We start from the raw sequence: 21,027 nt of genomic DNA on the forward strand, positions 1-21,027 counted from the left end.
CCAGCGGTCCATTGGCAGTCAGGAATGTGCTCATGGTGGTTCTCCGGTACGGGGTGGTGTCTGCGTTTCTCATGGATCAGCGGTGCGGGTTGCGGCTCTATTGCGGTGCGACCACCGTCAGGCGGTTGGCGACCTCGGCGGACGCAGGCGTCATCCCGCCGGGCACCTGCAGGCGCAGCACGCGCTGGCCCGTGGCTGCGTCGTGCTCCACGAGGACGGTCACCCGGAGGAATTCGCCAAAATCGTCCTGCCCCCAGGTGGGCGCGGAGACGGCGCGCATTCCGCCGGAGGGTTCGAAAACCACCCCGGTGACCCCCTGCAACTGGCTGCCGCGAATGGTCAGGGGCGTTGATTTGCCCTGCTCCAATACGATGGGCGCAAGGGATCTGAGCGTCGGCATCTGACCGATGTCGAATCGGCCCAGGGTGCTGTCGGTAAACAAAAGATCCCCGCTGCTGGAGCGCGTCAGGCGCAGCGTGCGTTCGACCATGGGCGCGTCGGGCGCCACGGCAATCGACACGCTGAGTTGCTTTCCATCGGCGCTCACCACCGGCGGGCCGAGCAGCAGTCCCGTGTTTGGCTCGACGCGCGCTGCGGTCACGCTGCCCAGGTCCTGGCCTTCGATGACGATGTTTCCATTCGCCCCGCGCAACCACCCGGAGGGAGACATGGACCGGGCGCCGGCGCCGACCAACAGTCCCACGCCGGGGCTGGCCGCCGTGCTGGGCCACCCGGTGACCCGGCCGGACTCTCCCACCATCAATCCCACCATGGGCGACGACAGCCACCGTTCCTGGCGCGCGCCCACGGACCCGCTGCCCGCCCCCACCACCACGCCCACGGCAGCGGATTGCAGATCGGCGTAGGCGGGCCCGGCCTGGCGCGCCACGCGCAGCAGGTTGCCCGCAGCGGGCACGGTGCTGGAGTCCCCGGCGGCGCTGGAGACGACAAGGGTGCGCTCGCCGGCCGTCGCGCCCGTGGCCGCGAGAACCTTGAAGCCCAGTTCCGTGCCGCCTGCGCCGACTTCGAACGGGCCCGTGACCGTGATTCCATTGGTCGGCTCGGCGCGCACGCCCGTGATGTTGCTGAAATTGCGGCCGCGCACGTGCAGCGCCGTGGCTGCCTGGCCGGCAACGATCACCTGGGGGCTGACCGAGATCAGTTCGGGAACCGGCGCGGTGATCAGGAAACTGGCCTGTTCGGGACGGACGAATCCAAGGGTCTGATCCCCCGCTTTCGCGACCAGGCTGCGCAGGCCCCTTGCGGCGTCGGCGTCGATCCGCAGCGTAAACCGGGCCTGCGTCCCCTGTGCGTCGACGACCGGGGCGGCCAGAACGCGCAGGCCAGCCGCGGGAACGAAATCCACCGCAGTCATGCCCTGCAGTTCGACACCCCGAAGCGTCACCTCGACGTCCGTTCCGACGACGCCCACGCGCGGCGCCACGTCTGTCACGCCGCCACCGACAAGCAAGCCCACCAGGGGGCTGGTCTGGAGACGGGACAGCGTGGCCGCGGGGGCAGGGCCATCGGCACCGACGCGCACCCCCACCGGCTGGGAGGTGATGGCCCGGGATGCGTCCTGCACGTGGCTGGCGATGGTCAGCGTATTCGTGGAGGCAGGCACGCTGCCCGTGCCGCCTGCGGGCGTCAGCACCTGAACCGTCCGCGGGCCCAGAGGCGCATCCGAAGCGATCGACAAGCGCACCGTCAGAGTCGTTCCGTCAGCGCTCGCCTGGGGCTGGGTATCGACGGCGACCCCATCCGCCGGAACCAGCACGACCCGCCCTTGCTGCAGATGCCGTCCACGAATCAACAGTTCGACCGTGCCACCGCGCAAGACGGCGAACGGCAGCATCGATTCCATGGTCGGCAGGCCGGTGAGTATGCTGACGACCGATTTCGCGGGGTCCGCAAAGTCGATCACCCGACCCCCCGCGTCTTTCACGATCAGCTTGCGCGCACCCAGCGGGGCATCCGCAGCGGTCTGAAGATTTGCCGTGAGCCTGGTTCCGTCCGTGCTCACGCTGGCAGTCCCGACGCTCACGCCCGTGTTCGGTTGCAGTTCGATTTGCGCCCCGGCCGGGATGCCCCGGCCGTGCACGGTCAGAGCCGTTTCGCTTGCAAGGCCCCAGGCGGCGGGATCTGCCCCCGTGAGCACGGCGCCCACCGCCACGCCGACCGTGGGATGGGTCACGCTGACGGTCTTGGTGACAACGGAGGCCGAGGACTGCGCAACGACGACGCCCACCGGAGCGGAAAAAGCCATGTTCGCGCCGCGGAAGTCCGCAGTGATGAACATTGGCACCCGAACCCCCGCAAGTGTTGGTGAATCGACGTTCAGGGTCGTCGTCCCCGCGCGCTTGGACACGACCGAAATGCGTACGCTGGTCTGCCCGGCCGCGACGAGGATGCTCGCGGGGCTGACGCTCGCCTTGGTGGTGTCTGCCACGGAAAGGTTCAGAACGTTGTCGCGGTAGTCGGCCTTGGACAGGCGCAGCGTGATTTCGCGCGCCTTGTTGTCTGGCGGCAAAGCGATGGGCGTGGGCTCCACCGAGAGCGTTGGAGGAACCGGGGCCTGAACCGAAAGAGCCGCCTGCGCGGACAGCAGAGGCGAAGCCGGATTCGACGGATCCGCAGTGCGCACCTGCACTTGCAGCGTGCCGGGGGTCGTCTGATTCGGCAAACTGGCCTTCAACTCGCCCGCGCTGACGAACTGCGTCGGCAATGCCGCAGCGTTCACGAGCACTTCGGAGCGCGCGGAAAAGTTGCGCCCGAGCACGCGAAACGCTTGCGGCCCGGCGCCCGCGACGACCGTGTCCGGATCGAGCGCACGGATCGATGGCGTCGGCACAGTCACCGTGATGGCGTGCAAGCGCAGCACCTCACCCGCGTCCACTTTGAAACGCAGTTCGGCGGGGCCGGGCTGGGCAGCAGGATCGACCTGGACTTGCAGCACGGCCTGGCTGTCGGTGGCGCCGGGAAACACCGTGGCCTGCAGGCCGGAGCGGTCGAACTCGACCCCTTGCAGGCCGGCAAGGCGCACGCCGCTGATCGTCAACGCCACGGTTTGCCCTTGCTCCACGACGCTGGGGCTGACCGACGTGATGGCCGGCGCGGTCCCGACGGATACGACGCCCGCGACGAGCACATAGGGGATGCCCCGCAGGCCCCATTGCACGGATGTGGCAATCTCTCCCGCAGGAACCGCAATGCCGTTCAAGGTGTTGCCGCTGGCCTGGAGCCCGACGCCCGACGGTGACGCGGCCAGATCGATGGAAATGGCTGCGCCCAGGTGGTTGCGCAAATTCAGGTAATTGAAAACCGGCGCCGCGCCATGGACGACCAGGCCCCGGCCATGCTCGAAATCGACATGCTCCAGGCGGGTATTGACCGCACCGGCCTCAAAAATCCATTGCTTCCAGTCGCCTGGACCGGGGGTCTGGTCCAATCGGTGTTTTTCGGAGAGCACACGGATGGGTTTCTCGGCAGTTCCCAGGGCACGAATGCTCCCGCTGTGCACCGTGAGCCCGGAATGGGGCGCCATGTACACGGTCACCCCGGGATCGATCGATAAAACCGCGCCGTTTTGCAGAGCCAACTCACCCCGGACGATATAGGGGTGGTTCGCGAAGGTCCAATGGGTATTCGCCGTTATCGGCTCGGACACCGTGGTTTGCGCCGCCGCACACAGCACGAAACCGGGTGCGAGCAGCATGAGCACATGCCGCACGACCCTGCGCACGATGACGTCCCAAGGCGAAAAACCGGAATGGCCGGGAGCCTTGCCCGATCCAATGGCCGCTGCGCCAGTTTCCTGGTAATGGGCAGGTGCAGTGGTGCGCATATCCGCGTTCTTTTCATCCCGATCCAGCGCGCACGGGCACAGCCTCGCAGACGACCCCCGGAGGGCCGGATGCGCGACGCCGTCCGTTGCCGATCGGTCAGGTGTGGGTCGCGGTGGGAATAGCCACCGCAAGGGCCTGCAAGGAGGAACATGCACGGTCCGTGCGGTGCATGGGGCAGAAACCACTCATTGGAACTCCCTCGTTTATTGATCTTGAGTTACGTTGAAATGTAGCACGGGAGCGCGCCGTTAATCTTGAAAAGAGCGGTTTTTTGTCGAACGATCTGCGCGTTTCAAGATAGTTGTCGCCTCATTCACACAGCCATCGGCTGACTATCCTGCGCGCGTGACCCCAACGGGCGCGAAGGGGATGGTGATGAAGTTGTCGCTCGTGCGGAACCCACGGGCTGCGCGCTTGGCTTGCTGCAAGAGTCCGTTCATGGCATCCACGCAGGCGTTGCTGCGATGCCCCAACATGCCGCGCACCACCACAGCAAAGCGCTCTTGAGGCTGCTGGCCAGCTTCTTGAACGGTTCCAGCCGGCATCTGAACGTCCAACTCAACCAAGCCTGCCGTTCGGCGCCAGCCTGCTGTGCGCTGTTGTGCGCCTTGGCCCTCGCATACACCGCGTGCCAGCTTTTGCTTGAGGCTGTCGGCCTGTGTCAGGCCGTGGTTGATGATACTCAGTTCACCATGGAACACATCCTCTGCGGTCATCCTTGGCAGGCATACCCTGGCGGGTTGAATGAGAATCACTGCCGTGCGATCATCACGATGACACGAAACCCGTGCTCCACGCATTTTCGTATCCTCGTCGAAACATTCATCCAGGCATTTTTGATCAAGCAGGATTACGGCACGGCACTGGTGGTTTTCAGCAGTTTGGGCTGGCACTACCGGCCCCGGTGTCATGGAAAATCTCGGCTTCCTCGCATCCATTGACCGTGTGGCGCACCAGTTGACCCATGCGGTTGTGGATGTATTCGACGACCTGCCTGCCCACTGCTGTCTCGGGCCCGGTGATCCGGCTGATGAATTGCTTGTTGGCGGCGTCATACTCAAATTCGTAGTCCGTGATCGCACCGTTGGCGGCGATGTGCTTTTTGATGGATTGGCCGGCGTAGCTGAAGCGCTCCACCCGCCCCTCTTGGTCGGTTCTCTGGATGATGCGGTTTGCGGCGTCGTAGGTGTGTTGCACGGTGTTTCCGTGCATGTCCGTGACCTGGGTCAGCCGGTTCTTGTCGTCGTAGCGGTATTTCACCGAGCGTCCTGACGCTCCGACTGCGGAGCCCGCCTTGGAATGATCGCGCACCTCGGTCAACAACTCCCCCGTGTAATGCAGGCTCAGCAGGGCGTTGCCAGCGCCATCGGCCACGCCCACGACGCGGCCCGAGCGCTCCCTGAGCAACCAGAGGGTGTTGCCATTGGGATCGCCCGTGGCGACGATCTGGCCTTGCGTGTTGTAGTCGGCCCAGTTTCCGTTTCTGTCGCTCCAGCGGTAGCCTTTATCGTTGACCTCTGCGGCGACAGAAACCCGACCTGCCGCGAGGCTGCCGTAGAGGGCCGTAGCGGCTGCGCTTGGAATCTGGCGCACGGGGCATTGTTCGAGAAACGTGCGGTTGCCGAATGTGTAGCGCCCGTCTTCGCCCAGGAACAATTGGTCCATGCGTCTGATTGCCTGCGCTTCCACCAAGTTGGCGTCCGATTCAGTGCACAGCAGGGCGTAATCGAAGTTGACACGTCGCGGCGGCGGGTAGTCGGTGGCATTGCTGTGACCGAGGGTCCGGTTAAAGGGGGTGCTGCGGAGCGGGACCATGGGGCGAGCCTGCGGTACGCCGTCGACGATGACGGGCTGGACTGTACGACGGCTAGCCATTCTTTCAACTGATGGCTGCCAGTCTTCATTAACCCAGAAGACCCAGCGCCCGGCGTCTCCTTGGTTGTTCGGGTTGCTGGCTTCCCCGGGGTCAGCGTTGCGATTGCCCGTGAGGTTTTTCCAGTTTTGCGACAGGCTTTCCCAGTGGGGATTGAATTTCCATTCCTGACCGTCCCACTGCCGCTCCCATTTCACATTTCCGGGCGCGCTACCTGCATCCAAGTCGTTGACCCTGAAATCTGCATAGCCATTGGGTAGGGTTACGCACAGGCTCGAGTCCGTGGCCTGTGCGCAAAAAAATGTCACTCCGCCTGCGGGACATGGAACAATGGTTGCGTGACTTTCGACGCGCGCTACATGCAGCACCTGTTCCTGCATGCGGTGCAACTGCATGTAGCGCTTTGGCCGCTTCGGGAATTCAATCGAGAAAAATAACCCTCCATGAAGGAATATTTTTGCCCGCATCGTTGCTGTGCTCCCAGAGCACAACAGCACAGTCGCAGCATGCAGGTCCAACGGGTCAAGCCTGAATCGCGGCGTACCGCGATCTTCACGATGGTAGAAGCACACCTTTGCATCGCCGGCGCCACGTTGCACGAGCCAGACAGCTTCAAACTGCGCGTCAAGAATGCGCTGAGCATCCCCCGGCAGTGAGGCACGCCATGCATTGAGTACCAGCCGCTCGTAAGACAACAGTTTCTTGCTCGCGAACAAGCGATGCGTCATATGCGACCCCCAGTCCAGCACCCAGTCGTAGCGGAGCCAAACGAAAGCAATCAGCATCAGAAGGATGATTGACCCATTCCGTTATACATAAGCCATGAAAACCTATACAAATCAACGACTTACAGCTGTTGGCCGCCGTGTGAGCGGTTCATGTCGAACCTATACAAATCAAGCACTTACGACACTTCATCGCCAGCGGCATCGGTTGAAAGCGGGCTTGTGTATAACGAAATGTGATTGACCCTATCATCGCTGGCACTCGCAATCGTTGATTTCCCTTGCGGCCGCGCCTGTAATGGGAGTAGCCGTGCCTCTCTTGCAGACATGTGAAATCCGGTCAAGCTGCTGCTCCCAAAAAGGGAATCCACCACCAAGCGCGCCACCGCTTGGTCGCGGGCGATCTTGACGATCTCGCCTTCGAACGGGGCGATTTCCACCCCGACCTGCGCCTGCGGGGCTCCCGGCAGGTTGGCGTATCCCCCCGACGATCACGGGCACCAGTCGGATCTGGTTGGGCGCCAGCGCAAAGACCTGGGACCTGTGCTCCTGGAACTGCGTGGCCTCGCGGTTCGTGGGCAGGGGCATGCTGGAGCATCGCAGCAATGTCTACAGTGGAGGCCATGAACGGAGTTTTTCAACAGGCCAAGCGCGCTGCGCGTGGATTCCGCACGAGCGAAAACTTCATCACCATCGCCTACCTGCTTCAGTTCCTGGCTTACGTTGCTCACTTTCGTTGCCAGAGTTCCTGAAGATGGTCGCATGCCACACTCGCCAAGTTTTTATTCAATCTTTCTGCCATCAACAAAACTTCAAAACCCACTTGTGCCATGTGCTGGCGCCTTGGGAAACTACTCATCTTCCATTTGGTGAACAACTCCATCCCCATCTCAGGAGGGTACATGTACGCGATCATGTTGCTAATCGAATGGCGCAGCATTTCATCAGAAAATGTGTCGGCACGCAGATCGAACAACATGAATAGTTCTGCCGATTGCTCTTGCGTCAATTTTTCAAAGTCCCTCGAAAGCGTTCCCAACAAAGCACAACTACCATCCATCGCACAAATAGTTTCGTTATTAAGCGCATCAATAAAGAAGTCGAAGATATCCGGTGGCCAGAAGTCATTTTCCAACTGTGAGCACTCCAAATCCAGGCAGATATCGCCGAAAGCATCCTCATTTTTCTCAACAACAGCCTTCGACAACCTGTAGGCATAGATGTACAAGCTCATAGAAATCATGACATAATCGTGGATTTTCTGGTTTTTATTCTGATTTATTGATAGAGCGGGAAATCACATTTTGAATTTACTCTTCTTATGCTACCCCGCAAAAGCAGAAGAGCATCTTCTTCTTTGCGGCAAACCGCTGCAGTTGCAGGTAGTTCTTTGGTGCACCATTCGGTCGGCGAACGTCCTTTTTCTAGATACTTCACTAGCTTCTTGGCCTTGCGCTGCACAAGGCATGCATACAGGGGGGCTGTAGTTTCGCCAAAGGACACCCCCGATAAATCAAACACCAGTTGATCTGCAGCGCTGTTGTTTATGTTATCCAAGCCCCTTAGCACAGTCACCAAGACTTGCTCTCGATAGCTCCGATAGTTCAAATAGAGATCAGAAGCCAGAGCCTCTTTGTTTTCCGCCTCAAATGTCACCATTTCGCTAACTATAAGGCCGTAGTAAAGAACTAAGCCGTTCAATGCGGACTGAGACCCAGGGCGAGGATCGATATCAGCAAAGACTGTTGCGGGGATGATGACAATGCCGGAAAAAAACCACGCCCTGCATAGAAGACGAGCCAATTGGTACATAATGTGCGATATTATTCAGAAATCTTGGCTTGTGTAAATCCTATGGGTAGGCATAAATGGGCAGACCACATTCCAAATAACTTTCTCTTTCAATATTCCCAAGCAAATTTGAGAGTGCATGCTTTTCTTCGTGACAAACCTTTGCAGGCAATTCCTTGATGCACCAACTGGTCAGAGATTGTCCTTTTTTAAGATACTTCATTAATTTTCTTCCTTTGCGCTGGACAAGACATGAAAACACGGCTGCTGGAGCTTCTCCAAAATATACTCCAGACAAATCAAACACCAGTTGGTTTGCTGCGTTGTTGTCTATATTGTCCAAACCCAATACTATGGTCGCTAAAATCTGTTCTTGATAGCTTGTAAAGGAATTAAAGCCCGGAATTCCTTTGTTTTTTTCCTGAAACTCCACCAACTCGATGATTGTGCGCCGATAACTATGAACCAAGATGTTCAATGCAGCCTGAGAACCGGGGCGGGGATCGTTATCAGCAAAAACTGTTGTGGGAATGATGACGATTCCGACAAAAAACCATGCCATGCATAGACGAATCATTTGACACATAAGGTGTTTCCTTTTTTTCCTGCATTTTCAGAATCCAAAAATTTATATAAATCCCTGATGAGGGAGCGGTAACTCATCACCCAGGCCTTTGGAAAATAAATATGCCCGGAGCATGACTGGCGCTGATGGATTGGTCGGCGGGGATCTCCAGGGTCTGTGTGGCTTTGGCGAGCATTTCCCCGCCGGCATACAGGGAGTATGTGCGCATGGCCGGAGCCAGAAGTTGCCCTGTCTTGTCACGGTACTGTTCTTTCCAGATGCACCGGTTCATGGGGTCGTAGCCATAACGGGCTACGGTGTTTTCATCTCCATTTTGCACCTCGATCAAACGGTTGTCGCTGTCGTGGTGGTAACGGGTCGTTCTTGTTCCTTCGGTCTTTTGCGTCTTGGTAACTATTGGTCAGGCTCAGGGTGATTTGCTGACCCGGGGTTCGGCTCTTGAACGCTTCCACGTTGAACAAACCGCCCCGTGTCGTAGCGGATTTCCGCTTCGGTGTGGTCGACCTGCGGGCCTACGCCGAGGGGGCCGAGGAGTTATGCGCCATCCGTCTTTTCAAATCTTGAAACCAGCCATATGAGCACCAGCACCGGCAGCCCCAGCAGGGCGGCGACGCTGAAGAATTGCGCATAGCCGAACGTATCGACATAGCGGCCCGAGAAGCCCGCGACGAACTTGGGCAGCAGCAGCATGACTGAGCTGAACAGCGCGTACTGCGTGGCCGAGTAGCGCACATTCGTCAGGCTCGACAAGTAGGCGATGAAGGCGGACGAGGCGATGCCGCCGGCCAGGTTGTCGATCGACACCACGGTAATCAGCGCGGACAGGTCGTGCCCGCGGCCTGCGAGCCAGACATACAGCAGGTTGGTTGACGCGCTCAGGAGGGCCCCCAGCATCAGGGTGCGCATCACGCCAAGGCGCAGCGTCAGCACGCCGCCCGCAAAGGCGCCCGCCAGGGTCATGAAGACGCCGTAGATCTTGGACACGGCCGCCACCTCGTCCTTGCTGAAGCCCTGGTCCACATAGAAGGGGTAGGCCATGACGCCCAGCACCACGTCGCTGATGCGGTACATGGCGATCAGCGCCAGGATGAGCATGGCATACCAGCCGTAGCGCTGAAAAAAGTCGGTGAACGGGCCGAGCAGCACGTCCTGGATCCACTGCACCGCATTCTTCACGGGGGGGCGCTGCATCGGCGCGGGTTCGTGCGAGAACAGTACGGTGACCCAGCCCACGGCCATCGACGCGGCCATGGCCAGATACGCCACGCGCCACGCGCCGTTCTGGTGCGCCGCCGCGTCCTGCGCTACGGCCTGTCCGATGGTGGCCGCGTCCTGCGCGCGCGCGGCGATCCACAGCACGCCCGCGCCGGCCCAGATCATGGCCAGGCGGTAGCCGCTCATGTACGCGGCGGCGAGTGCCGCCTGCCGGTCGGTGTGCGCCGATTCGATGCGGAATGCGTCGAGCGCAATGTCCTGCGTGGCCGAGCCGAACGCCACCGCCAGCGCGCAGCCCACGATGGGCCCGAGCGCTTGGTGCGGGTCGGTCAGCGCCATTCCCACCAGGCCCGCCGTCACCAGACCTTGCGCCAGCAGCAGCCAGCTGCGGCGGCGGCCCAGCAGGCGCGTGAGCAGCGGAATCGGCATGTGGTCCACGAGTGGCGCCCACAGCCACTTGAAGCCGTAGGCCAGGCCCACCCAGCTCAGGTAGCCGATGGTGCTGCGGTTGATTCCCGCCTCGCGCAGGCGAAAGCTCAGCGTGCCCAGCACCAGCAGCAGCGGAAGTCCGGCGGAAAACCCGAGCGCGAGCATGCGCAGGCTCGCAGGCTCCAGGTACACGCGCAGTGTCTCGAGCCATGGGGTGCGGGGGGATGCCTGGGCAGCGGTGTATTCGCGGGAGTTGTCTGGCATGGGTATTCAGGGGGTGGGTCGTGCGCAGGATTGCAGCGGGGCTGCGTGCACGGCGTGTCCTATCATCGCCCCGGCTTCCGTGAATTTTCTGACTCCGGACTTACATTTCCTCCGGGGCGCGCAGGCGCGGGGGCAGGGCGCGCAGCTTGTCCTATCATCGCAGACATCCTGCAGCGGCCGCGCGTTCCTGCAGGTTCCTCCATGTGCCTGTTCTGTCCCGCTTCCTGTGTTGTGCCTCCTTGGTCCGCGCGCCGTGCGTTTCTGCTGGCAGCGGGAGTTGGCGTGGCCGCCCCGGCGCTGGCGCAGGTGGACGTGGGCCCGTCGTCCTCCCTGCGCAAGCTGGTGCCCGCGGACACATTGGAGGCCGCTGCCGCCCGGCAGTACCAGCACATGCTGGCGCAGGCCCGGGACAGGCGCGCGCTCGCGCCGCAGGAGCACCCGCAGTTGCAGCGCCTGCGCAGCATTGCGCGCCGGCTGATTGCGCACACCGCAGCCTGGAACGGGCGCGCGCGCCAGTGGCGCTGGGAGGTGAACCTCATTGCCAACGAGCAGATCAACGCCTTCTGCATGCCGGGCGGCAAGATCGTGTTCTACAGCGCAATCCTGGAGCGGCTCAAACTCAGCGACGCCGAGGTCGCCATGGTCATGGGCCACGAGATGGCGCACGCCCTGCGGGAGCACGCGCGCGAACGCATCGCCAAGACGCAGGGCACCCACCTGGCGCTGCGCCTGGGATCGCAATGGCTCGGCTTGGGCGACCTGGGTCGGGCCGCGGCCGACCTGGGCGGGCAGCTGCTTACCCTGCAGTTCAGCCGCTCGGACGAGCGCGAAGCCGATCTGGTGGGCCTGGAACTCGCCGCACGCGGCGGCTACCCGCCCTCGGCGGCCGTGAGTCTGTGGAAGAAGATGGGCCAAGCCACCGGTGACAAACAGAGCGGGCTGGCTTTTCTGTCCACCCACCCCTCGGGGCCCGAGCGCATCCGCGAGTTGGAGCAGAACCTGCCCAAGGTGCAGGGCCTGTACGAGGCCGCGCGGCGCAGCGGCTGACAGCTCTGTTGACAAGAGGCAATGGCCGGGTCGGCGCGCCTCAGCTTCCGCCCACGTAGGGGTTGCTCCTGCGCTCCTGGCCAAAGCTGCTCTCGGGGCCATGCCCGGGGATGAAAACCGTCTGGTCGCCCATGGGCCACAGGCGTCCGGTGATGCTGTCGATGAGCTGCTGGTGGTTGCCCTGGGGGAAGTCCGTGCGGCCGATGCTGCCGGCAAACAGCACGTCGCCGACAAAGGCGCGGTCGATCTGCGGCGCGTGGAACACCACATGGCCGGGCGTGTGGCCCGGGCAGTGGCGCACATTCAGCGCCTCGTTGCCGATGCGTACCTGATCGCCGTCGTACAGCCAGCGCGTGGGCGTGAAATGCTGCGCCGGGGGAAAGCCGAACAGCGTGCTTTGCTGCGGCAGGCCGTCGATCCAGAACTGGTCCCCGGGGTGCGGCCCGACGATGGGCAATGCAAGGCGCTGCGCGAGTGCGCCCGTGCCGCCGGCGTGGTCGATATGGGCGTGCGTGAGCCATATCTGCTCCAGCGCGAGCCCCAGGCGCTGAATTTCTGCGAGCAGCTTGTCCAGATCGCCCCCGGGATCGATCACGGCGGCCTTGCCGGTGGCATCGCACCACAGGATGGAGCAGTTTTGCTCAAAAGCGGTCACGGGGACGGTGAGGTAGCGCAGCATGCGGGACAAAATGGGTGGATGACACGTTCGCAAAATCCAGGCCGCAGTTTATTCCAGCCGGGCGCAAGGCCCACGCTGCGCGCGGCCGCCGGGGCGGGACGGAATGTCCGCCACCGCGCAGGGATCACCGCCGCATGAGCGCCTGGATCGACACCCACTGCCACCTCGACGCGACCGCGTTCGACGCCGACCGCGACGCGCAGCGCAGCCAGGCTGCCGCGCAGGGGGTGCGCCACTGCGTGATTCCGGCCGTGGCGCGCAACAACTGGGACGCGGTGCGTCTGCTCGCGCAGCGGCACGGGGACAGCTACGCACTGGGAATCCACCCGCTTTGCACCGGGCTGGCGGCGGACGACGATCTGGCGCTCCTGGCCCGGGCGCTGGAGCAGCACCACGCCGACCCGCGCCTGGTGGCGATCGGAGAAATCGGCCTGGATTACTTCGTCCCCGACCCGGACCCCGGGCGGCAGGAGCGCTTCTACCGGGAGCAGCTGCGGCTCGCGCGCCGCTTCGGGTTGCCGGTGATCCTGCATGTGCGCCGCTCGGCCGACGAATTGCTCAAAGGGCTGCGCGCGCTGCCGGTGCCGGGCGGGATTGCGCATGCGTTCAACGGCAGCTTGCAGCAGGCGCGGGCGTTCCTGGCGCTGGGTTTCAAGCTCGGCTTCGGGGGCGCGCTGACCTACGACCGGGCGTTGCGGCTGCGCCGCCTCGCGGCCGAATTGCCCGCAGACGCGCTGGTGCTGGAAACCGACGCGCCCGACATTCCCCCGCACTGGCTCTACGTCAGCGCCGCGCAGCGCGCGCAGGGCCGACCCCAGGGACGCAATGCGCCCCGGGAGCTGCCGCGCATCGCCGCCGTGCTGGCGCAGCTGCGCGGCCAGCCGCCGGAGTCGCTCGCCGAAAGCAGCAGCGCGAATGCGCTCGCCGCGCTTCCCCGGTTACGGGCGCTGGTCTAGGGCGGTGCACGGCGCACGGGCAAGGACTGTTTTTCTGCGTCCTGCAAGGCCCGGGCGCGGTTTCGGGCCAGAATAGACGGATGCCAGAAGCCATAGCCACCGGAGCGACGCCGGCGTCCCTTCCTCTCCCAGCCCGGGGGCTGCGTCTGCACGGCCTGCCTGCGGTGGTCTCTGCGCAGACGGTGGTGCTGGTCCTGGGCAGCTTTCCGGGCGCTGCGTCGCTGCGCGCCGGCGCGTACTACGCGCATCCGCAGAACCATTTCTGGAAGATTCTTCAGGCCCTGTGGCCGCAGCATCCCCTGCCGCCCGACTATCCGGCCCGCTGCGCGTGGCTGCTGGCGCGCGGCTTGGGCCTGTGGGACGTGTACGCCAGCTGCGAACGCGCGGGCAGTCTGGACAGCAGCATTCGCCACCCCCGGGTAAACGACTTTTCCCGCCTGCATGGCGGCTGTCCCCGGCTCGCCGCCGTTGCCCACAATGGGGCCGAGAGCTTCCGGCATTCCCGGGCGGTGCTGGACGGTCTGAATGCGGGCCGGGCGAACGGTTCCCCCGGTGCGGCGGTGGCGGCGGTCCGGCTGCCGTCGAGCAGCCCGGCGAATGCCTCCTGGAGTTTCGCGCGCAAGCTGGCGGCCTGGGCGGCGCTGATGTCGGCCCAGCGTTTGCTGTGACGGCTTGGACTGATTTGCTGTTTGCATGATGCACAAGAAAAATCCCTTCGCCACCGTTTTGCCCGAGGTCAGCGTTTCTGACGACGGCACAGTGCGCCACCTGCATCTGGGCAGCCCCTGGATCCAGGGTTCCATGCGCATCGCCGAGCCGTTCGCGCTGAGTCTGGAGTACGTGCAGCGCATGATGGTCTGGCTGCTGTTCGCCGAGCCGGCGCAGGTCTGCCGGGGCCACGCCATGCAACTGGGCCTGGGGGCCGGCGCGATCACCAAGTTCTGCCACAAGAGGCTGCGCCTGCGCAGCACCGCCATCGAGCTGAACCCGCAGGTGCTGGCGGTGTGCCGGCAGTGGTTCAAGCTGCCCCCCGACGGGCCCCGGCTGCGGGTGGTTCTTGCCGACGCGGCGCAGGAAATCCGCCACCCCATATGGCAAGGCAGCGTGGACGCGCTGGCCGTGGACCTGTACGACCAGGAGGCCGCGGCGCCGGTGCTCGACAGCCCGGATTTCTACGCCGATTGTCGCGCGCTGCTGACCGAAACGGGCTGTATGACGGTGAATCTGTTTGGCCGCGAAGCGCTGGCCGAGCGCAGCCTGGAAGGCATGGCGCAGGCGTTTGGCGAGCAGGCGCTCTGGGCCTTCAAGCCCACGCGCGAAGGCAACACGGTGGTGCTGGCCCAGCGCAGCCCCACGCGACCCGGGCACGCAGAACTGCTCGGGCGCGCCGAGGTCGTCCGGGCGCGCTGGGGTCTGCCCGCGACCAAGTGGCTGCGGGTGTTCAAGCCCGTGGCGGCGTGACCGAAAACATGCATGGAGCGCGCAATGCATCCGGCCCCGCCGTCTGCGCTGCCCGTGGCGCCTTCTGAAAGGTTTTTTTGATGCCTGTTCCTGCCGGCTCCCCGGGCCCCGCGTCCCGTGCCACGGCGGCAGCTCCCGTCGGCCCGATCGACTGGCGCCGCCTGGTGCAGTGGCTCAGCGAAGACCATGTCATCTCGCGCGCGGAGGCGAGTCGCACCATCGCCCGCTGCTCGCAGGCCGAGAGCTCGCAGCACGCGCTGGTGCGGCTCGCCAGCGTCGCCATGGAGCGCGCCAGCGACGGCAAGCCGCTGGACATCGAGGCGTTGACCGAATACCTCGCCAAGCGGGCGGGGCTGTCGTACCTGCGCATCGATCCGCTGAAGGTCGACGTGGGCCGTGTCGCCGACACCATGAGCGCCACCTACGCCGAGCGCCACAAGGTGTTGCCGGTGCAGGTCACGGCCAGCGAGGTGGTGGTGGCCACGGCCGAGCCCTTCATCGAAGACTGGGTGGCCGAGGTCGAGCGCCAGTCGCGCCGCGCGGTGCGGCGCGTGGTGTCCAACCCCCAGGACATCCACCGCTTCACGGCCGAGTTCTTTGCGCTCGCCAAGTCGGTGCGCGCCGCGCAGAAGGCCGGGGGCAGCGCGGGCGGCAGCAGCTTCGAGCAGTTGGTGGAACTGGGCAAGAGCAACAAGCAGCTCGACGCCAACGACCAGGGCGTGGTCCGGGTGGTCGACTGGCTCTGGCAGTACGCCTTTGACCAGCGCGCGAGCGACATCCACCTGGAGCCGCGCCGTGACCAGGGCGTGATCCGGTTTCGCATCGACGGCGTTCTGCACCCGGTGTATCAGCTGCCCATGGGCGTGCACAACGCCATGGTCGCGCGCATCAAGCTGCTGGGCCGCATCGACGTGGTGGAAAAGCGCCGCCCGCAGGACGGCCGCATCAAGACGCGCAACCAGCGCGGCGAGGAGGTGGAAATGCGCTTGTCCACGCTGCCCACCGCGTTTGGCGAGAAGATGGTGATGCGCATCTTCGACCCGGACAACGCCGTCAAGGACCTGGACGCGCTGGGCTTTGCGCAGCATGACGCGCAGCGCTGGGAGGCCCTGGCCAAGCACCAGCACGGAATCATCCTGGTGACCGGACCCACCGGATCGGGCAAGACCACCACGCTGTACTCCACCATGAAACGCATGGCGACCGAGGAGGTGAACGTCAGCACGGTGGAAGACCCCATCGAAATGATCGAACCCAGCTTCAACCAGACGCAGGTCCAGCCGCAGCTCGACTTCAACTTCGCCGAGGGACTGCGCGCGCTCATGCGCCAGGACCCGGACATCATCATGGTCGGCGAAATCCGCGATCTGGAAACCGCAGCAATGGCCATACAGGCGGCGCTCACGGGCCACCTGGTGTTCTCCACCCTGCACACCAACGACGCGCCTTCGGCGATCACCCGCATGCTCGAACTGGGCATTGCGCCCTATCTCATCAACGCCACTCTGCTCGGCGTGCTGGCCCAGCGGCTGGTGCGCACGCTGTGCCTGCAGTGCAAGCAGAAGGACGGGGAGGCGACGCGCGAGGCGCTGGTGCAGGCCGTCCGGCCCTGGACGATCAACGGCGCCTACCAGCCCTACAAACCCGTGGGCTGCGTGGACTGTCGCATGGGGGGCTTTCGCGGGCGCACGGGCCTGTACGAGCTGCTCACGGTGAGCGCGGCGCTCAAGGAGAGGATCAACCAGGCGCCCTCCATCGACACGCTGCGCCGCCAAGCCGTGCAGGACGGCATGCGCCCGCTGCGCCTGGCGGGCGCGCTGCGCGTGGCCGATGGCCTGACGACCATGGACGAGGTGATTGCGGCAACACCACCGCTGGAATGACGCGGCATCAGAAAGGCACCTGGGCAATGCCCGTTACCGGATGTAGGTGAAATCCACATCGGCACGCGCCGCGCTTGCGCTCACAATCGCGGGGGCAAAATTCCGCCAAGGAGACGTTTCATGAAAATCAAAAGCCAGAAAGACTTTTTTGCCGGCCTCATGTTCCTGGGGGTAGGTACGGCGTTCGCGTGGGGCGCCACCACGTACAACATGGGCAGCGGCGCGCGCATGGGGCCGGGCTACTTCCCGCTGTTGCTGGGAATCCTGCTGGCCCTCATCGGCGCCGTGATCACCTTCAAGGCCACCATCGTGGAAACGCCGGACGGCGAGCGCATCGGCCAATGGGCCTGGAGGCCGCTGTTCTTCATCCTCGCGGCGAACTTTGCCTTCGGCATCCTGCTCGGGGGGCTGCCGAGCCTGGGAATTCCGGCGCTGGGCCTGATCGCCGGCATCTACGGGCTGACCTTCATCTCCAGCCTCGCGGGCAGCGAATTCAACGCCCGGGCGGTGTTCGTTCTGGCCACGGTGCTGGCCATCGGCAGCTATGTGGCATTCGTCTGGGCGCTCAAGCTGCAGTTTCCCGTGTGGCCGAGTTTCATCACGGCGTGAGCGGGAGTACCGACCATGGACCTCTTCGACCATCTGGCGCTCGGGTTTGGCGTTGCATTCACGTTCCAGAACCTGATTTACTGCTTTACTGGCTGCCTGCTCGGAACGCTGATCGGCGTTCTGCCCGGCATCGGCCCCGTGGCGACCATCGCCATGCTGCTGCCCGCGACCTACACCCTGCCACCGGTGGCCGCGCTGATCATGCTCGCCGGCATTTATTACGGCGCCCAGTACGGGGGCTCGACCACGGCCATCCTGGTGAATCTTCCCGGGGAGTCGTCGTCGGTGGTGACCGTGCTCGACGGCTATCAGATGGCGCGCAAGGGGCGCGCGGGCCCCGCGCTCGCGGCCGCCGGCCTGGGCTCGTTCTTCGCCGGTTGCGTGGGCACGCTGATCCTGGCGGCGTTCGCGCCGCTGCTGACCGAGGTGGCGTTCAAGTTCGGCCCCGCCGAGTATTTCTCGCTCATGGTGCTGGGCCTGATCGGCGCCGTGGTGCTGGCCTCGGGCCCGTTGCTCAAGGCCGTGGCCATGATCCTGCTGGGCCTGCTGATGGGCCTCGTGGGAACCGACGTGAATTCGGGTACGGCGCGCTTCAGCTTCGACATTCCCGAACTGACCGACGGCATCGGCTTCGTGACCATCGCCATGGGCGTTTTCGGCTACGGCGAGATCATCGCCAACCTGGCCCGCCCCAGCGACCAGCGCGAGGTGTTCACGGCCAAGGTCGAGGGCCTGTTCCCGACCCGCGATGACTTCAAGCGCATGATTCCCGCCGTGCTGCGCGGCACCGCGCTGGGCGCGGTGCTGGGCATACTGCCCGGTGGCGGAGCCCTGCTGTCGGCCTTTGCCGCGTACACGATCGAGAAGAAGACCCGCTTGCAGCCCGGCGAGGTGCCGTTCGGTCAGGGCAACATCCGCGGCGTGGCGGCGCCCGAGTCGGCGAACAACGCCGGCGCGCAGACCTCCTTCATCCCGCTGCTCACGCTGGGCATCCCCCCGAACGCGGTGATGGCGCTGATGGTCGGCGCCATGACCATCCACAACATACAGCCCGGCCCCCAGGTGATGACCAGCAACCCGGAACTGTTCTGGGGCCTGATCGCCTCGATGTGGATCGGCAACGCCATGCTCGTCATCCTGAACCTGCCGCTGATCGGCATCTGGATCAAGCTGCTGACCGTTCCCTACCGCTGGCTGTTCCCGTCGATCGTGCTGTTCTGCGCGGTGGGCGTGTACTCGACGAACAACAACACCTTCGACATCTGGATGGTCGGCATCTTTGGCCTGGTGGGCTACATCTTCCACAAGCTGGGAACCGAGTCCGCCCCCCTGCTGCTGGGCTTCATCCTGGGCCCGCAGATGGAGGAATATCTGCGCCGTGCGCTGACGCTCTCGCGCGGCGACTGGAGCGTGCTCGTCACACGCCCGTTGTCGGCCGGCCTGCTCGCCGCCGCCGTGCTGCTGCTCGTCATCGTGCTGCTGCCCTCGGTCAAGCACAAGCGCGAAGAAGCCTTTGTGGAGGACTGATCATGCTGACCAGAGAGTCCTGCCAGCGAAAACGCCACCCCGCTTGGTGCGTGAAGGCCCTGATGGTCTACGGAGTGTTGATCCTGGCGGCGCTCGTGTTGTCGCTGACCGACGTGGGGTTCAGGTCCGGCTCCGCCGAGAATTTCTCGCTCATGGTGCTGAGCCTGATCGGCGCCGTGGTGCTGGCCTCGGGCTCGTTGCTCAAGACCGTGGCCATGATTCTGCTGGGCCTGCTGATGGGCCTCGTGGGAACCGACTTGACTTCGGGCGTGGTGCGCTTCAGCTTCGACATTCCTGAACTGACCGATGGCATCGGCTTCGTGACCATCGCCATGGGCGTTTTCGGCTACGGCGAGATCATCGCCAACCTGGCCCGCCCCAGCGACCAGCGCGAGGTGGTCACGGCCAAGGTCATCTCGCTGCTCACGCTGGGCATCTACCTGGTGACGGTGCTGATGGTCAGCGCCATCACCATCTACAACATACAGCCCGGCCCCGAGGTGATGATCAACAAGCCGGAACTGTTCCGGGGCCTGGTCGCTTCGATGATAGTCATGCTCATCATCCTGAGCCTGCCGTTGATCGGCATCTGGATCAAGCTGCTGCCCGCGCCGCCCTACCGCTGGCTGTTCCCGTCGATCATGCTGTTCTGCGCGGTGTGCGTGTACGTGATGAGCAGCAACCCCTTCGACATCTGGATGGTCGGCGCCTTTGGCCTGGTGGGCTACGTCTTCCACAAGCTGGGAACCGAGCCCGCCCCCCTGCTGCTGGGCTTCATCCTGAGTTCGATGATGGAGGAAAACCTGCGCCGCACGCTGCTGCTCTCGCGCGGCGACTGGAGCGTGTTCGTCACACGCCCGCTGTCGGCCGGCCTGCTCGCCGCCGCCGTGCTGCTGCTCGTCATCGTGCTGCTGCCTTTGGTCAAGCACAAGCGCGAAGAGGCCTTTGTGGAGGGCTGATCATGCTGACCAGAGAGTCCTGCCAGCGAAAACGCCAGCCCGCTTGGTGCGTGAAGGCCCTGATGGTCTACGGAGTGTTGATCCTGGCGGCGCTCGTGTTGTCGCTGACCGACGTGGGGTTCAGGTCCGGCTCCGCCGAGAATTTCTCGCTCATGGTGCTGAGCCTGATCGGCGCCGTGGTGCTGGCCTCGGGCTCGTTGCTCAAGGCCGTGGCCATGATTCTGCTGGGCCTGCTGATGGGCCTCGTGGGAACCGACTTGACTTCGGGCGTGGTGCGCTTCAGCTTCGACATTCCTGAACTGACCGATGGCATCGGCTTCGTGACCATCGCCATGGGCGTTTTCGGCTACGGCGAGATCATCGCCAACCTGGCCCGCCCCAGCGACCAGCGCGAGGTGGTCACGGCCAAGGTCATCTCGCTGCTCACGCTGGGCATCTACCTGGTGACGGTGCTGATGGTCAGCGCCATCACCATCTACAACATACAGCCCGGCCCCGAGGTGATGATCAACAAGCCGGAACTGTTCCGGGGCCTGGTCGCTTCGATGATAGTCATGCTCATCATCCTGAGCCTGCCGTTGATCGGCATCTGGATCAAGCTGCTGCCCGCGCCGCCCTACCGCTGGCTGTTCCCGTCGATCGTGCTGTTCTGCGCGGTGGGCGTGTACGTGATGAGCAGCAACCCCTTCGACATCTGGATGGTCGGCGCCTTTGGCCTGGTGGGCTACGTCTTCCACAAGCTGGGAACCGAGCCCGCCCCCCTGCTGCTGGGCTTCATCCTGAGTTCGATGATGGAGGAAAACCTGCGCCGCACGCTGCTGCTCTCGCGCGGCGACTGGAGCGTGTTCGTCACGCGCCCGCTGTCGGCCGGCCTGCTCGCCGCCGCCGTGCTGCTGCTCGTCATCGTGCTGCTGCCTTCGGTCAAGCACAAGCGCGAAGAGGCCTTTGTGGAGAACTGATCATGCTGGTTGAGACCATTGGCATCCAACTCCGGCAGCTTCGTCCGCGTCACTTGGCTTGGCTGTGAATGGGCAATAGGGTATCCTCCGGCCAAAGCAAGCCCCCGGTGCGACCTCTGCGCGAGCATGCCCCCGGGGGCGTAGTTTTTTCCGGACCGCCCAACTCTCCTCCCTGCTTGGCAGCACGAATGGGCCGAATTTGCCAAGCAGGAGGGGCCT

At 63.9% G+C, this 21,027-nt stretch carries 17 protein-coding genes and 3 pseudogenes; 10 read left to right on the plus strand and 10 right to left on the minus strand.

Annotated features, from left to right (window positions below; translation table 11 throughout):
- Positions 1–97 precede the first annotated feature (97 nt).
- The 4 genes from D5041_RS09365 to D5041_RS09380 form a co-directional block, all read right to left on the minus strand.
- Positions 98–3,844, minus strand: a complete 3,747-nt coding sequence (locus tag D5041_RS09365; RefSeq protein WP_265284543.1) for a choice-of-anchor Z repeating domain-containing protein — start codon at positions 3,842–3,844, stop codon at positions 98–100.
- A 333-nt stretch (positions 3,845–4,177) separates the two neighbouring features.
- Complete coding sequence (locus D5041_RS09370; RefSeq protein WP_265284544.1) at positions 4,178–4,756, minus strand: transposase; 579 nt, start codon at positions 4,754–4,756, stop codon at positions 4,178–4,180.
- The gene (locus D5041_RS09375) at positions 4,719–6,503 is read right to left on the minus strand and encodes an RHS repeat domain-containing protein (RefSeq protein ID WP_265284545.1); all 1,785 of its coding nucleotides are present in this window, start codon (positions 6,501–6,503) and stop codon (positions 4,719–4,721) included. Before D5041_RS09375 ends, D5041_RS09370 begins: the two co-directional genes overlap by 38 nt.
- Before the next feature lie 119 nt (positions 6,504–6,622).
- On the minus strand, positions 6,623–6,883 hold the full coding sequence (locus D5041_RS09380; RefSeq protein WP_265284546.1) for a hypothetical protein: 261 nt from the start codon (positions 6,881–6,883) through the stop codon (positions 6,623–6,625).
- Between the two features lie 134 nt (positions 6,884–7,017).
- On the opposite strand from D5041_RS09380, the pseudogene D5041_RS22110 reads away from it, so the two are divergent.
- Positions 7,018–7,195 (plus strand): annotated as a pseudogene (locus tag D5041_RS22110) (transposase); the annotation flags it as partial.
- Here the strand turns inward: D5041_RS22110 and D5041_RS09385 are convergent.
- The 5 genes from D5041_RS09385 to D5041_RS09405 form a co-directional block, all read right to left on the minus strand.
- Positions 7,171–7,686 (minus strand): hypothetical protein, encoded by a 516-nt coding sequence (locus tag D5041_RS09385; RefSeq protein WP_265284548.1) that lies wholly within the window; start codon positions 7,684–7,686, stop codon positions 7,171–7,173. The pseudogene D5041_RS22110 and the gene D5041_RS09385 overlap by 25 nt on opposite strands.
- 35 nt (positions 7,687–7,721) lie before the next feature.
- Positions 7,722–8,255 (minus strand): hypothetical protein, encoded by a 534-nt coding sequence (locus D5041_RS09390; RefSeq protein ID WP_265284549.1) that lies wholly within the window; start codon positions 8,253–8,255, stop codon positions 7,722–7,724.
- Positions 8,256–8,295: 40 nt separating this feature from the next.
- Positions 8,296–8,796, minus strand: a complete 501-nt coding sequence (locus D5041_RS09395) for a hypothetical protein (RefSeq protein ID WP_265284550.1) — start codon at positions 8,794–8,796, stop codon at positions 8,296–8,298.
- 100 nt (positions 8,797–8,896) lie between these two features.
- A complete protein-coding gene (locus D5041_RS09400; RefSeq protein ID WP_010109523.1) occupies positions 8,897–9,148 on the minus strand; it encodes a hypothetical protein in 252 nt (83 codons plus the stop codon).
- 206 nt (positions 9,149–9,354) lie between these two features.
- Entirely contained in the window at positions 9,355–10,728 is a 1,374-nt protein-coding gene (locus D5041_RS09405; protein ID WP_265281700.1) for an AmpG family muropeptide MFS transporter, read from the minus strand.
- 201 nt (positions 10,729–10,929) lie between these two features.
- Between D5041_RS09405 and D5041_RS09410 the strand changes: the two genes are divergently transcribed.
- Positions 10,930–11,775, plus strand: a complete 846-nt coding sequence (locus tag D5041_RS09410; protein ID WP_265281698.1) for a M48 family metallopeptidase — start codon at positions 10,930–10,932, stop codon at positions 11,773–11,775.
- A gap of 40 nt (positions 11,776–11,815) precedes the next feature.
- On the opposite strand, the gene D5041_RS09415 is transcribed toward D5041_RS09410, so the two are convergent.
- Positions 11,816–12,454 carry an MBL fold metallo-hydrolase gene (locus D5041_RS09415; protein WP_265281697.1) on the minus strand — a complete coding sequence of 213 codons (639 nt, stop codon included), beginning with the start codon at positions 12,452–12,454 and terminating at the stop codon, positions 11,816–11,818.
- Between the two features lie 134 nt (positions 12,455–12,588).
- Here D5041_RS09415 and D5041_RS09420 point away from each other — a divergent pair, with 134 nt between their 5' ends.
- From D5041_RS09420 to D5041_RS09455, 8 genes and pseudogenes are all read left to right on the plus strand, one after another.
- Complete coding sequence (locus D5041_RS09420) at positions 12,589–13,410, plus strand: TatD family hydrolase (RefSeq protein WP_265284551.1); 822 nt, start codon at positions 12,589–12,591, stop codon at positions 13,408–13,410.
- Positions 13,411–13,490: 80 nt separating this feature from the next.
- The gene (locus D5041_RS09425; RefSeq protein ID WP_265281694.1) at positions 13,491–14,078 is read left to right on the plus strand and encodes a DNA-deoxyinosine glycosylase; all 588 of its coding nucleotides are present in this window, start codon (positions 13,491–13,493) and stop codon (positions 14,076–14,078) included.
- 25 nt (positions 14,079–14,103) lie between these two features.
- Positions 14,104–14,871, plus strand: a complete 768-nt coding sequence (locus D5041_RS09430; RefSeq protein WP_265257560.1) for a class I SAM-dependent methyltransferase — start codon at positions 14,104–14,106, stop codon at positions 14,869–14,871.
- A gap of 80 nt (positions 14,872–14,951) precedes the next feature.
- Positions 14,952–16,754, plus strand: a complete 1,803-nt coding sequence (gene tfpB, locus D5041_RS09435) for a type IV pilus assembly ATPase TfpB (RefSeq protein ID WP_265257559.1) — start codon at positions 14,952–14,954, stop codon at positions 16,752–16,754.
- A 120-nt stretch (positions 16,755–16,874) separates the two neighbouring features.
- On the plus strand, positions 16,875–17,363 hold the full coding sequence (locus tag D5041_RS09440; protein ID WP_265284552.1) for a tripartite tricarboxylate transporter TctB family protein: 489 nt from the start codon (positions 16,875–16,877) through the stop codon (positions 17,361–17,363).
- Positions 17,364–17,378: 15 nt separating this feature from the next.
- The gene (locus tag D5041_RS09445) at positions 17,379–18,890 is read left to right on the plus strand and encodes a tripartite tricarboxylate transporter permease (RefSeq protein WP_265284554.1); all 1,512 of its coding nucleotides are present in this window, start codon (positions 17,379–17,381) and stop codon (positions 18,888–18,890) included.
- Between the two features lie 71 nt (positions 18,891–18,961).
- A pseudogene (locus D5041_RS09450) lies at positions 18,962–19,849 on the plus strand (tripartite tricarboxylate transporter permease); the annotation flags it as partial.
- A gap of 71 nt (positions 19,850–19,920) precedes the next feature.
- Positions 19,921–20,808, plus strand: a pseudogene (locus D5041_RS09455) (tripartite tricarboxylate transporter permease); the annotation flags it as partial.
- Between the last annotated feature and the right edge of the window lie 219 nt (positions 20,809–21,027).

It is taken from the genome of Verminephrobacter aporrectodeae subsp. tuberculatae (assembly GCF_026127385.1).
GTDB classification, from domain to species: domain Bacteria; phylum Pseudomonadota; class Gammaproteobacteria; order Burkholderiales; family Burkholderiaceae_C; genus Acidovorax; species Acidovorax aporrectodeae.